Here is a 12,099-nt window from a genome sequence, read left to right as displayed (position 1 = left end):
TACAAATGCTGCATTGCACAAGATGCCGAGATGGGCATGATGTCCTTGGACGCGGAGAAGGCTGTGTCTGGGCCGAAGATTGCCGAGGATCGCGTCGCGCTGGTCATTCCGACGCTGAACGCGGCGAAGCATCTCGACATCCTGCTCCCTGCCCTGCGGATGCAATCCTTCCAGCCGCGCTCCGTCCTGGTCATCGATTCCAGCTCGACCGACGACACGGTGGCCCGCTTCCAGGCCGCCGGGGCCGAGGTGGTGGTCATCCCGAAGTCGCAGTTCGACCATGGCGGCACCCGCCAGCGCGCGGTCAACCGCCTGCCGCCGCCGGTCGAGGTGGTCGTCTTCCTGACCCAGGACGCGGTGCCAGCCGACAGTGAAACCATCGCCCGGATCGTCGCCGCCTTCGCCGACCCCGAGGTCGGCGTCGCCTATGGCCGGCAGCTGCCGCATCATGGCGCCGGAGCGATCGAGGCCCATGCCCGGCTGTTCAACTACCCGCCCGAGAGCTTCGTCTTGCGGCCGCGGGATGCCGCGGCAGCCGGGATCAAGGCCAGCTTCTGCTCCAACTCCTTCGCCGCCTATCGCCGGCGAGCGCTGGAGATGGTCGGCGGCTTCCCCTCCGGCACCATCTTCGGCGAGGACGCGGCGGTGACCGGCCGGATGCTGCTGTCGGGCTGGGCCAAGGCCTATGTCGCCGACGCCCAGGTGCATCATTCGCATTGCTACGGCCTGGGCGAGGAGTTCCGCCGGTACTTCGACGTCGGCGTGATGCACGCCCGCGCCCCCTGGCTGCTGGAGCGCTTCGGCAAGGCCGAGGGCGAAGGCAAGCGCTTCGTGCAGTCGGAGCTGCGCCACCTGGCCCGGCATCAGCCGATGGCGATCCCATCCGCCATCCTGCGCAGCGCGATCAAGCTGGCCGCCTATCACTGCGGCCGGCGCGAGGCGCGGATCCCGCGCCCGCTGAAACGCCGGATCAGCCTGAACCGGCGCTACTGGGCCTGACGGGCGCGGGGCGCCGCCACCGCACGGATGCGGCATAGGCCCCCTTCCCGGCCGGTCCGCGATCTGCTTTAGAGGGGTGATGAGTAAGCCAGCCCCCGACCATCCGTCCCCAGATCGGCCATCCCCGGACCGCCCCAACGCGGCGCAGATGGCGTCGCCCTCCTACCGCCTGCCGGAGCTCGACCAGGACTTCCTGCTCGGCGATTCCATGCGCGGCGTGCGCCTGATGCTGGAATACGCCAAAGCCGAGGAATCCCTGCGGGCCTGGGGCGTGCGCTCCACCATCGTCGTCTTCGGCAGCGCCCGCGCCACCGAGGACGGGCCCGGCCGCCACGCCCATTGGTACGCCCAGGCGCGCGAGTTCGGCCGCATCGCGTCCGAGCGCGGCGGCGCCCTGACCGATCATGGCGGCCTGCGCGACAACGTCATCGCCACCGGCGGCGGCCCCGGCATCATGGAGGCGGCGAACCGCGGCGCGGCCGAGGCCGGCGCGCCGACCATCGGCTTCAACATCACCCTGCCGCACGAGCAGGAACCGAACGCCTGGTCCACCCCGGCCCTGACCTTCCGCTTCCATTACTTCGCCATGCGCAAGATGCATCTGGCGATGCGGGCCAATGCGCTGATCGTTTTCCCCGGCGGCTTCGGCACCTTCGACGAGCTGTTCGAGCTGCTGACCCTGCGCCAGACCGGAAAATCTTCCTCGCCCCTGCCGATCGTGCTGTTCGATGAGGCCTATTGGCGGGCCGTGATCGGCTTCGACGCGCTGGTCGAGCACGGCATGATCGACGCCCGCGACCTGCAGCTGTTCCACTTCGCCGACAGTGCCGAGGGGATCTGGTCGATCCTGGCCGAGCAGGGGCTGAAGCGCCGGTCGTGACCGCCCCGGCCTGCGGCCTTTAGCGAAATGTTTGCCTGAATATAACGGCGCGGTAAGATCGCGCCGACAGGCTATCGCTGGGCCGCAACCGAACGGGGACTGGACGATGCGGATCACACGACGCGGCTGGCTCGGCGCGCTCCTGGCCGGGGCGCTGGGCGCGGCCATCGGGCTGGGCGCTCCCGCCGCGGCCCGGGCGCAGGACATCACGGTGTTCGCCGCCGCCAGCCTGAAGGACGCGCTGGACGCCATCAACGCCCAATGGCAAGCCGACGCCAAGCACAAGGCGACGATCTCCTACGCCGCCAGCTCGGCGCTGGCGAAGCAGATCGACGCCGGTGCCCCGGCCGACGTCTTCATCTCGGCCGATCTCGATTGGATGAAGTATCTGGCCGACCGCAAGCTGATCAGGCCGGAGACGCAAGCGACCCTGCTGGGCAACCGCATCGTGCTGGTGGCGCCGAAGGATTCGACGGTGCAGCTGACCATCGCCCCGGATTTCGAGCTGGCCAAGGCGATCGGCGACGGCCACTTGGCCATGGCCGACGTCAAGGCGGTGCCGGCCGGCAAATACGGCCAGGCGGCGCTGGAAAAGCTCGGCGTCTGGGCCTCGGTGAAGGACAAGGTCGCCCAGGCCGAGAATGTCCGCGCCACCCTGGCGCTGGTGTCGCGCGGCGAGGCTCCGCTCGGCATCGTCTACCAGACCGACGCGGCGGCGGATCCGGGCGTGAAGATCATCGGCACCTTCCCGGCCGACAGCCATCCGCCGATCCTGTATCCGGTCGCGGTCCTGGCCAGCAGCGACAAGCCCGAGGCCCAGGCCTTCGTCGATTACCTGAAATCACCCGCCGCCAAGCCGCTGTTCGAGAAGCAGGGATTCACGGTGGTGGCGCAGTAGTCTCGTGCTCGACTTCACCCCCGACGAGCTGACCGCGATCCTGCTGAGCCTGAAGGTCTCGCTCTGGGCCATGATGGTCAGCCTGCCGCTCGGCGTGCTGACGGCGCTGGCCCTGGCGCGCGGCCGGTTCTGGGGCAAGTCGATCCTGAACGGCGTGGTCCATCTGCCGCTGGTGCTGCCGCCGGTCGTGACGGGATATATCCTGCTGCTGCTGTTCGGGAAGATGGGGCCGATCGGCTCGGTCCTTGCCCAGCTCGGCATCGTCTTCTCCTTCCGCTGGACCGGCGCGGCCCTGGCTGCCGGAGTGATGGGCTTCCCGCTGATGGTCCGTGCCATCCGCCTGTCGATCGAGGCGGTCGACCGCCGGCTCGAGGCCGCCGCCGGCACGCTAGGCGCCTCGCCCCTCTGGGTGTTCCTGACCGTCACCCTGCCGCTGATCCTGCCGGGCGTGATCGCCGGCGCCATCCTGGCCTTCGCCAAGGCGATGGGCGAGTTCGGCGCCACCATCACCTTCGTCTCAAACATCCCGGGCCAGACCCAGACCCTGCCCTCGGCGATCTACACCTTCACCCAGGTTCCGGGCGGCGATCTCGGCGCGCTGCGCCTGACGCTGGTCTCCGTCGTCCTCTCGATGGCCGCCCTCCTCGCCTCCGAGGTCATGGCCCGGCGCGCCGGTGTGCGGGTGCACGCGACATGACCCTCGAGGTCGAGATCCGCCACCGCCAGGGCGATTTCGCGCTCGACATCGGCTTCCGCAGCGAGGGCCGGCTGACCGCGCTGTTCGGCCGCTCCGGCGCCGGCAAGACCTCGGTGGTCAACGTCATCGCCGGGCTGGTGCGGCCGCAGCACGGCAGGGTGGTGGTGGACGGCCGCACCCTGGTCGACACCGACCGCGGCGTGGCCCTGCCGCCGCATCGCCGCCGCATCGGCTATGTCTTCCAGGAAGGCCGGCTGTTCCCGCATCTGTCGGTGCGGCAGAACCTGCTGTACGGCCGCTGGTTCACGCCGAAGGCCGAGCGCAGTGCCGAGTTCGGCCGCGTCGTCGAGCTGCTCGGCATCGGCCCCCTGCTCGATCGCCGGCCGGCGCTGCTGTCGGGCGGCGAGAAGCAGCGCGTGGCGATCGGCCGGGCCCTGCTGTCCAGCCCGCGTCTGCTGCTGATGGACGAGCCGCTGGCGGCGCTGGACGAGGCGCGCAAGACCGAGATCCTGCCCTATATCGAGCGGCTGCGCGACGAGGCGCGGATCCCGATCGTCTATGTCAGCCACGCCCTCAGCGAGGTGACGCGGCTGGCCGCCACCCTGGTGGTGCTGGCCGACGGCCGGGTCGCAGCCGCCGGGCCGGTGGGCGAGGTGATGGGCCGGGCCGACCTGTTCCCGCGGGCCGAGGCCGGCGCGGTGCTGGAGGCCGTGGTCGAGGACCATGACGACCGCTGGCAGCTGACCCGGCTGCGCGTCGCCGCCGGCTTCCTGACCGTGCCGTGGGTCGAGCTGCCGCCCGGCAGCAAGGTCCGCATCCGCATCCGCGCCCGCGACGTGATGCTGGCGACCCGCCCGCCCGACCATCTGAGCGCGCTGAACGTGCTGCCGGCGACCGTGACGGCGATCGCCTCCGGCGACGGCCCGACCGCCGAGATTCGCCTGGACTGCGCCGGCGAGGGCCTCCTGGCCCGGCTGACCCGCCGTTCGGTCGAGACGCTGGAGCTGGCCCCGGGCCGGCCGGTGCATGCGGTGATCAAGAGCGTCGCCTTCGACCGCCACTCCGTCGGCGGCGCCCTGCGCGGCCTGAACGGCGCCGATGCCGATCTGGAGGGCGGCTGACCTGCCGCTATTGAATTATAAACATCATATAATAGATATCCTCCGTGACCCACGACACCGGAGGGATGATGGGCGATGTGCTGGACCGGGCAATCGCGGCCCATGGCGGCTGGGACCGGTGGCGGGAGGTCCGCCGGCTCGCGGCGCGGGTGAGGATCGGTGGCGGCCTGTGGTCGTCGCGCGGCAAGGCGGGCGTCCTTGATGATGTCCAGGTGACGATCGACACCGGGCGGCAGCATGTCGAATACGCGCCGTTCGGCACGCCGGGCCGGCATTCGGTATGGGAGCCGCGGCGGACGGCAGTGGTGGCGGATGACGGTCGGGTCCTTGACAGCCGCGAGGACGTGCATGCGACCTTCGCCGGCCAGACGCGCGACACGCCCTGGGACGACCACCAGCTGATCCATTTCAGCGGCTACGCGATGTGGACCTACCTGACCACGCCGTTCCTGTTCCGCCGGCCCGGCTTCGAGGCCGAGGAGATCGGGCCGTGGCAGGAGGATGGCGAGGAATGGCAGCGCCTGAAGGTGCTGTTTCCCGCGGACATCCTCAGCCACAGCCGCGAGCAGGTGTTCTACTTCGACCGGGACGGCCTGCTGCGCCGCCACGACTACGTCGCCGAGCTGATCGGCGGCCTGCCGGCGGCGAACTACGCCTCCGGCCACCGGCCCTTCGCCGGGCTGATCCTGCCGGCCAGGCGCCGGGTCTATGTGCGCGGCCCCGATAACCGGCCGCTGACGGACCGGCTCGCGGTGTCGATCGACATCGACGGCGTCACGGCGTCCTGAGCCGCCGGCCCGCCGGCCCGGGGATCACCCGGGCCCGGCCGAGCCGGGGCGGCTCAGCCCTCCTGCGAGGCGGCGAAGGCGTCGAGCGCCCGGGTCGAGTAGACGATCGCGGCGCCGGCATTGATGCTGACGGCCACGCCCAGCGCCTCGGCGATCTCCTCCTTGGTCGCGCCCTGCTTGCGGGCGGCGTCGGCATGGACGGTGATACAGCCGTCGCAGCGCAGCGAAATGGCGACGGCGAGGGCGATCAGCTCACGCGTCTTGGCGTCGAGATGGTTGGTCTTGGCCCCGGCGCCGCCGAGCGCCGCATAGCCGCGGACCGTGTCCGGGCTGAGCTTGCCGAGGTCGCCGACACCCGCGATGAGCTGCTGCCGGTAGGTGTTCCAGTCGTGCATGTGCATGATGCGTCCTCCGTGGTGGATGCCGTAGATCTAGGATCGCCGCAGGCACCGCGATATGACTGCCGGGCGCAACAGCATGGCCCAACGGATCAAAGCCCCGATGACTCCGGACTCGCCCGAGGATCCCCTGAGCGGCTTGGCCCCGCTGCTGCAAGTGCGCCCGGTTCTTGACGATCTCTGCGAGTTTGGCGGGCTCTGGGCGTCGCCGCACGCGGCTGCGGGCGGCCCCGGCTGGGCCTATTTCCACATCGTCACCCGCGGGGAGTGCGAGTTGGACAGCCCCGGCCATGCCCCGCTGCGGCTGCAGGCCGGCGACGTGCTGCTGCTGCCGCATGGCGACCCGCATGTGATGCGCGCCCGCCCCGGAACGGCCGGCATCCCGGCCGGCACCAGCAAGGCTTATCGCAACGCCATCCGCCACCGCGCCAGCCTGGGCGTCGAGGCCGATACCGAGATCATCTGCGGCCGGCTGCAGTTCGAGGCCGCCGGCGAGAGCCTGCTGATCACCGCCCTGCCCGACCGGATCCTGCTGCGCGGGCCGGACTGGCCGGACACGCCGCGGACCCGGCTGCTGCTGGAGGCCATCCGCGACGAGCTGGATGCGGACAGGGCGGGAGCCGCCGCGGTCGCTCGCCACCTGGCCAGCGCCCTGTTCGTGATGATGCTGCGCGCTCATCTCGGCGCCGGCGAAGCGTCCAGCGGCCTTCTGCGCCTGCTCGGCCACCGCCTCACCGCCCGCGCCGTGCTGGCGATGCTGCGCGAGCCGGCGCGGCCCTGGACGCTGGACGACCTGGCCGCCCGGGCCGCGACCTCGCGCGCCACGCTGGTCCGGGCGTTCCGGGCCGCGGCGGACTGCCCGCCACTGGCCTTCCTCACCGATCTGCGGCTGGGCCTGGCCCGCCGGCAGTTGCTGCAGGGCCGGCCCGCGGCGCAGGTCGCCGCCGAGGTCGGCTATCAGTCGGAAGGCGCGCTGAGCCGCGCCATGCACCGCCGCCACGGTCTCCGCCCCGGCGAGCTCCGCCGGGCCGGCGAGGCGGTGGCCGGCTGAGTCCTCAGGTGTTCAGGGCATCGTTTAGCTGCCGCAGCGCCGCGCGGAGCCCGTCGGGTGCATCGACGATGTCGCACACGCTAACCCATCCCTCTTGGCCTTTGACCCGCCACATCTTTGGGGTCTCGTAGACGACGGCCCCCGGAATCGCCGCGGCGAGGGTCTCAGCGAAGCCTCGGAAGCGGTCCTTGGCATCGCCGATAAACCATGGGACCTGAACGTCGCCGGTGGGCTCGATGCCGAGAACCTCAAGCTCTCTACCACCCACGCTCACTTTGACCAGCAGCACCTCCTTGAGCCTCCAGGAGACGTGGAGATCACGGCAGCTGTCCAGCAACGCCAGCAGGCGCTCCGAGGACACCCCGGAGGCTCGCTCCAGACTGGACAGCCAGCGGGCCTGTTCCTCCGCCGCCTTCGTCGGGTCCGCTTCGGTCCTGGCCCGAGGAGACCGGGCAGCCGGAACGGCGATAGGCGGCACCACAGCACGCCTCGGAACAGTGAGCCGCTTCAGCCCGTCCCAGCCATCGACGAGCGGCGGGCGGTTCCTGGGATCGATCAGGCTGACCTCTTCGATCAGCCAGTCGTTCCGCCCAAAGTTGCAGGCCTGACAGGTCGTCAGCAGGTTCCCCGGGTCGTTGTCCCCGCCCCTGGAATGGGGTACCAAGTGGTCGACCGTCGCCGTCAGGGCGAAGAACGCCGCATGCTGCTCCCGATTGCTGCCTCCCCAACGGAGGGCGCCGGGAAGCCTCGCCTCCATCGCACGACGTGCCGTCGACAGAACGACCCTGCTGCCGCAGAACCGGCAGCGATACCCGTCGCGGGCATAGATCCCGTCCAGGATCGAACGGCCTGGCATGCGCAGCGCTGCCCGTTCTGCCTGGGCGACAGCGTCGGCAAAGCCTGCGACAGGTCGATACCGGTGGATCTCATCATCGACACTTCCCATGATCCGCGATGCCCAGTCATGGATCGCGGCCATGTCCGCACGTTGGATGCGATCGCGGGCGAGATTCTCGTTCCCCGCCAACAGGCCATCCGCGGCCTCGCTCAGCAGATCGACGGCTTCATCCAGCTCCGGAATCGGCGACAGAAGACAACGGCGAAGCCCCTCGGTCTCGCTCATCTCGTGCATCCTCCCGGCACCGTCTCGCCCGACCTTCCTGGCCGGGCGCCGGTGTCCGCGGACCCAGTATGGGCGGCCGCCGCCCTTCCGCCCAGCCCTTCACGAGACATCGGAAGAGAGCCTCCGGCGCGGCCGGAGGCGCCCGGGTGGTCAGTAGCTCAGCCCGGCCCCGAAGCGGTACAGCGGCGCCCGGCTGTCATAGGGCGCGTCCGAGGCCTGGGCCAGCACGGCGGCCATCGATGACGGCAGCTCAAAGGGCAGCCGGCCGCGCGGCCGGGCCTTGCCCTGCAGCACATCGAGCAGCGCGTCGTCGGTGATGCCGAAATTGCCGATCAGCGCCGTGGACCGGTCGCGAACATTGGCCAGGATCGCCGGACGGTCGAGATAGACCGTGACAATGGTCGGCACCGCCGCCGCGGCCGTCTTGATCGCCTCGTAATCGGCGTCGCCGTCGCGGAAATCCAGCCGCCCCTCATGCTGCCGGCTGCCGAAGGTGTAATTGGAGTGCAGCGTCTCGAACGGCGCCGCCGCCCGCACCAGAGCGAAATCGGCCTGGCGCGGGTCGGCGACCACGGTGAAGCCATGCGCCCGCACCGTCGCCGCGTCGACGCCGTGCAGCCAGACCCGCCGCAGCGACGGGCTCAGCGGCAGGATCGGGCGACGGCTCGGCCCGGGCCAGGCGCTGCCGCCCGCCGCCGCCACCAGCGGCCCGCGGGCGGCCGGACGGTTCTCCAGCAGCACCAGCGAGGCCTGCTGCGCCGCGCGCCCCTCGGCCGTGAAGCGGGCATTGCCAGCGATGCGCCCGGCCGCCGCCTCGTCGACATAGGGATTCTCGAACAGGCCGAGCTGGAACTTCTGCAGCAGGATGCGGGTCACCGATTGGTCCAGCCGCCGCTCGCTCAATTGCCCGGCGCGCACCGCCTGCACGATCGGCGCCGGGTCGTCGCCGCTGCCGCCGAACTGGTCGATGCCGGCGTCGATCGCCTTGACGAAGCGCTGCTGGACGGTGGCCTGCTCCATCCCCCAGGGCGTGCCGAAGCCGGCGAAGCCCGGCGCCTGCCCGTCCGGCCAGCCGTCGCGGCAGTTGGCGTCGCAATCCGCGGTGATGGCCCAGTCGCTGAGGATCACGCCGTCGAAGCCGAAGCGGCCGCGCAGCAGGTCGGTCAGCAGCTGCTTGCTGAAGCCGGCGCCGACCCGCTCCAGCGGCCGGCCGAACAGGGTCAGGCCGGAGGGCGGCACCGAATAGGTCGGCATCACCCCGGCGACATCGGCGGCGAAGGCGCCGCGGAAGGCCCGGACATGGTCCTGGAAGCGGCCGGCCGGGAAGGTCAGGTCCTGGCCGTAATGGTTGTGGCCGTCGAAGCCGTCGACCGCGGCACCGTAGCCGACCCAGTGCTTGACCACGGTGACGACGCTGCCGGGGTTCAGGCCGCGCCCGCCATTCTGGAAGCCGGCGACATAGGCCTCGACCAGGCGGCTCGCCAGGTCCGGATCCTCGCCGAAGGTGCCGTTGATGCGCGGCCACCGCGGCTCGGTCGACAGGTCGGCCTGCGGCGAGAGGGTCATGCGCAGGCCGATCGCCTCGTATTCCTGCCGGGCGATGTCGCCGAAGCGGCGTACGAGGCGGGAATCGCCGATCGCGGCCAGCCCGGTCGTCTCCGGCCATTGCGAGAACGCGGTGTTCTCGACGCTGGCGCCGGGGACGTATTGGAAATGGTTGCGCGGGTCGGAGCTGAGCATCACCGGAATGCCCAGCCGGGTCTGCTCGGCCACCTCCTGCGCCTGGTTGGCGGCCTGGGCCTGGGCCTGCGCCGTGCCGGCCAGGCGGCTGATCATGGCGCCGGCATGCCGGCCGGCGATCAGCGCCGACAGCGACTCCGCGGTCCAGCCGTCGCCGGTCGCGATCGAGACCGGCGTGGCGTGCAGCATCTGGCCGGCCTTCTCCTCCAGCGTCATGCGCCGGACCAGGTCCTGCGCCCGCAGCGCGGCCGGCAGACGGCGGTCCTCATACGGGTCCAGGCGGCCGTTGCGGTTCAGGTCCCGGTATTGGAATCCCCGCTCCGCCAGGATCGGCGCCGACCGCGACTCCAGGGCCGGCGCCGTGTCGGCGAGCGTCGGGCAGGCCGCCAGCCAGCCGCCGAGGCCAAGCATCGCGACGGCAGGCCAGATCCGTGACAAGGGCATCTTCTCTCCCCTCTGGGTTGGTGATTCTCGAACCCGTTTCACTAAACCTACCAATCACTCGGTAAGTTTACCAAGCCGGATCCTGCGTGCGGCGCTCCGCAAGGCCGCGCGGCCGTGCTAGAGAGCGGGATGCGTTCGAAGACCCCTGCGGCCGGTCCGGCCATCTCCCCCGAAGGCCCGAAGACCCGCCGGTCGCCCAAGGGACAGCAGCGGCGCCAGCAGATCCTGGACGCCGCCATGGAGATGTTCGCCCAGGGCGGCTATGCCGGGACCTCGATCGCCTCGATCGCCGAGAAGGCCGGGCTGACCCTGCCCGGGCTGCTGCACCATTTTCCCAGCAAGATGTCGCTGCTGCTGGCGGCGATGGAGGAGCGCGACCACGAGACCGGCCGGCTGCTCGCCGCCGAGGCGGAGGATCGCGACCCGACATCCGGAAGGCTGCAGTCCCCGGACGGGCTGACCTGGCGGCGAGTGCTGGACGATGCCCGCCGGGTGATGCGCCACAACGCCGGCAAGCGGAACCTGGTCCAGGTCTTCGCCATCCTCAATGGCGAGAGCCTGATCGACGGCCATCCGGCGCAGCCCTTCTTCCGCCGGCGCTCGGCCTATCTGCTGTCCTTCATGCAGGCCGCCTTCCAGGCCGGCATCGATGCGGGCGAGCTGCGCCCGGACCTCGACCCGCGGCAGCTGGCCTATGAGCTGATCGCGATGATGGACGGGCTGCAGATCCAGTGGCTGCGCGACCCGGAGGACGTCGATCTGGCCGCCGGCTTCGACGCCTATGTCCGGCGCCTGGAGCAGAGCATCCGGGCTCAGCCCGACGGTTGACCAGACGCTATATTCCATGGGATATATCGCGTCGGGTACTCGGGCACTCCCCGACAGCCTCCCAGGTCGCATGCCGGTCCCGTCCCAAGCCCGGCCCGCGGCCCAGCCTTCCGGGGCGGCGGTTCTTCCGCCGCCCTTTTTCTTGGCCACGACATACCGTGCCTGGAGATTGACTTCTCCCTCTTAGAGACCCGTCATTGCGAGCGTAGCGAAGCAATCCAGGGCCGCACGCACCGGCCCCTGGATTGCTTCGTCGGCTTCGCCTCCTCGCAATGACGGAGAGAAGCGGGGGCATCGCCAAGAAGCCATCGCTCTTGTCGACAAACTGCATTCCACCAGCCTATCATCCGCGCCAGATCGAGAGGCAGGGAAGGACACGCCTTTGGCGCGAGCGGCGAAACCACAGGAGGCCGGCGAGACCAAGGCCCGTGGCGGCGGTGTCGCCAAGGTCTATGAGGCGCTGAAGCATGACATTCTCGACCTGGTGCTGGCCCCCGGCTCGGCCCTGGACGAGACCCGCATCGCCGAGCGCTTCGGCCTGTCGCGCACACCGATCCGCGAGGCGCTGGTGCGGCTGGCCGCCGATGGGCTGGTCGAGACCCTGCCGAACCGCAACACCATCGTCGCGCCGATCGACTTCTCCACCCTGCCCGCCCATTTCGATGCGCTGACCCTGATGCACCGGGTCACCACCCGGCTGGCCGCCTTGCGCCGCACCGCCAGGGATCTGGACGAGATCCGCCTGCACCAGGCCGCCTTCGGCCGGGCGGTGGCCGCGGTCGACGCGATCGGCATGGCCGACGCCAACCGCGACTTCCACCTGGCGATCGCCCGCGCCGGCCGCAACCGCTACTACACCGAGCTGTTCGGCCGGCTGCTGGACGAAGGGCGGCGGCTGAACCGGATCTACTACGCCAGCTTTGACGACCACCTGCCGGCCGAGTTCGTGGCCGAGCACGAGGCCATCATCCAGGCCATCACCGAGCGCGACGCCGACCGCGCCGACAACCTGGCCCGCGCCCATGCCGGGCAGGTGGTGCGGCAGATCCAGGGCTTCCTGGCCAGCGGCGTCGCCGGCGACGTCGCCCTCGGCCCCGCGGCCGAGCCCGCCCAGCCTTCGCTGCCGGCCTGA

Annotated in this window: 12 protein-coding genes; 9 read left to right on the top strand and 3 right to left on the bottom strand. The window is 70.6% G+C overall.

The features are described 5' to 3' along the window. Nucleotides 1-63 precede the first annotated feature (63 nt). The 6 genes from QFZ27_RS13380 to QFZ27_RS13355 all read left to right on the top strand — a co-directional run bounded on the left by QFZ27_RS13380 (nucleotide 64) and on the right by QFZ27_RS13355 (nucleotide 5,383). Nucleotides 64-999 carry a glycosyltransferase family 2 protein gene (locus QFZ27_RS13380; protein ID WP_429226889.1) on the top strand — a complete coding sequence of 312 codons (936 nt, stop codon included), beginning with the start codon at nucleotides 64-66 and terminating at the stop codon, nucleotides 997-999. A 148-nt stretch (nucleotides 1,000-1,147) separates the two neighbouring features. Beyond that, entirely contained in the window at nucleotides 1,148-1,879 is a 732-nt protein-coding gene (locus QFZ27_RS13375; RefSeq protein WP_429226888.1) for an LOG family protein, read from the top strand. A 106-nt stretch (nucleotides 1,880-1,985) separates the two neighbouring features. Further along, nucleotides 1,986-2,777: a molybdate ABC transporter substrate-binding protein gene (gene modA / locus QFZ27_RS13370; RefSeq protein ID WP_429226887.1), complete on the top strand. Its 792-nt coding sequence runs from the start codon at nucleotides 1,986-1,988 to the stop codon at nucleotides 2,775-2,777. Nucleotides 2,778-2,781: 4 nt separating this feature from the next. Further along, nucleotides 2,782-3,474, top strand: coding sequence for a molybdate ABC transporter permease subunit (modB, locus tag QFZ27_RS13365; protein WP_429226886.1), 693 nt, complete (start codon nucleotides 2,782-2,784; stop codon nucleotides 3,472-3,474). Further along, nucleotides 3,471-4,595, top strand: coding sequence for a molybdenum ABC transporter ATP-binding protein (gene modC / locus QFZ27_RS13360; RefSeq protein WP_429226885.1), 1,125 nt, complete (start codon nucleotides 3,471-3,473; stop codon nucleotides 4,593-4,595). The genes modB and modC overlap by 4 nt, the downstream gene beginning before the upstream one ends. Nucleotides 4,596-4,639: 44 nt before the next feature. Next, nucleotides 4,640-5,383 (top strand): hypothetical protein, encoded by a 744-nt coding sequence (locus QFZ27_RS13355; RefSeq protein WP_429226884.1) that lies wholly within the window; start codon nucleotides 4,640-4,642, stop codon nucleotides 5,381-5,383. Nucleotides 5,384-5,436: 53 nt separating this feature from the next. Here the strand turns inward: QFZ27_RS13355 and QFZ27_RS13350 are convergent, their stop codons facing one another. Further along, nucleotides 5,437-5,784 carry a carboxymuconolactone decarboxylase family protein gene (locus QFZ27_RS13350; RefSeq protein WP_429226883.1) on the bottom strand — a complete coding sequence of 116 codons (348 nt, stop codon included), beginning with the start codon at nucleotides 5,782-5,784 and terminating at the stop codon, nucleotides 5,437-5,439. A gap of 76 nt (nucleotides 5,785-5,860) precedes the next feature. Between QFZ27_RS13350 and QFZ27_RS13345 the strand changes: the two genes are divergently transcribed. Then, on the top strand, nucleotides 5,861-6,832 hold the full coding sequence (locus QFZ27_RS13345) for an AraC family transcriptional regulator (protein WP_429226882.1): 972 nt from the start codon (nucleotides 5,861-5,863) through the stop codon (nucleotides 6,830-6,832). Nucleotides 6,833-6,836: 4 nt separating this feature from the next. Here the strand turns inward: QFZ27_RS13345 and QFZ27_RS13340 are convergent, their stop codons facing one another. Both QFZ27_RS13340 and QFZ27_RS13335 read right to left on the bottom strand, forming a co-directional pair. Next, complete coding sequence (locus QFZ27_RS13340) at nucleotides 6,837-7,955, bottom strand: HNH endonuclease (RefSeq protein WP_429226881.1); 1,119 nt, start codon at nucleotides 7,953-7,955, stop codon at nucleotides 6,837-6,839. Between the two features lie 150 nt (nucleotides 7,956-8,105). Continuing rightward, on the bottom strand, nucleotides 8,106-10,139 hold the full coding sequence (locus QFZ27_RS13335) for a glycoside hydrolase family 3 protein (protein ID WP_429226880.1): 2,034 nt from the start codon (nucleotides 10,137-10,139) through the stop codon (nucleotides 8,106-8,108). A gap of 129 nt (nucleotides 10,140-10,268) precedes the next feature. Here QFZ27_RS13335 and QFZ27_RS13330 point away from each other — a divergent pair, with 129 nt between their 5' ends. Both QFZ27_RS13330 and QFZ27_RS13325 read left to right on the top strand, forming a co-directional pair. Continuing rightward, nucleotides 10,269-10,967 (top strand): TetR/AcrR family transcriptional regulator, encoded by a 699-nt coding sequence (locus tag QFZ27_RS13330; RefSeq protein ID WP_429226879.1) that lies wholly within the window; start codon nucleotides 10,269-10,271, stop codon nucleotides 10,965-10,967. Between the two features lie 382 nt (nucleotides 10,968-11,349). Next, a complete protein-coding gene (locus QFZ27_RS13325) occupies nucleotides 11,350-12,099 on the top strand; it encodes a GntR family transcriptional regulator (protein ID WP_429226878.1) in 750 nt (249 codons plus the stop codon).

The sequence above is a fragment of the Inquilinus ginsengisoli genome (genome assembly GCF_050434925.1).
GTDB lineage: Bacteria > Pseudomonadota > Alphaproteobacteria > DSM-16000 > Inquilinaceae > Inquilinus > Inquilinus ginsengisoli_B.
The sequence above is the reverse complement of the archived record's forward strand: the minus strand, read 5'-3'. Positions and strand labels throughout refer to the sequence as shown.

What these genes read in the sequence shown, in the direction of transcription:
- QFZ27_RS13375 (WP_429226888.1), top strand. Translation starts at nt 1,148, where the DNA reads ATGGCGTCGCCCTCCTACCGCCTGCCGGAGCTCGACCAGGACTTCCTG.
- modA (WP_429226887.1), top strand. Translation starts at nt 1,986, where the DNA reads ATGCGGATCACACGACGCGGCTGGCTCGGCGCGCTCCTGGCCGGGGCG.
- modC (WP_429226885.1), top strand. Translation starts at nt 3,471, where the DNA reads ATGACCCTCGAGGTCGAGATCCGCCACCGCCAGGGCGATTTCGCGCTC.
- QFZ27_RS13350 (WP_429226883.1), bottom strand. Translation starts at nt 5,784, where the DNA reads ATGCACATGCACGACTGGAACACCTACCGGCAGCAGCTCATCGCGGGT.
- QFZ27_RS13345 (WP_429226882.1), top strand. Translation starts at nt 5,861, where the DNA reads ATGGCCCAACGGATCAAAGCCCCGATGACTCCGGACTCGCCCGAGGAT.
- QFZ27_RS13340 (WP_429226881.1), bottom strand. Translation starts at nt 7,955, where the DNA reads ATGAGCGAGACCGAGGGGCTTCGCCGTTGTCTTCTGTCGCCGATTCCG.
- QFZ27_RS13335 (WP_429226880.1), bottom strand. Translation starts at nt 10,139, where the DNA reads ATGCCCTTGTCACGGATCTGGCCTGCCGTCGCGATGCTTGGCCTCGGC.
- QFZ27_RS13330 (WP_429226879.1), top strand. Translation starts at nt 10,269, where the DNA reads ATGCGTTCGAAGACCCCTGCGGCCGGTCCGGCCATCTCCCCCGAAGGC.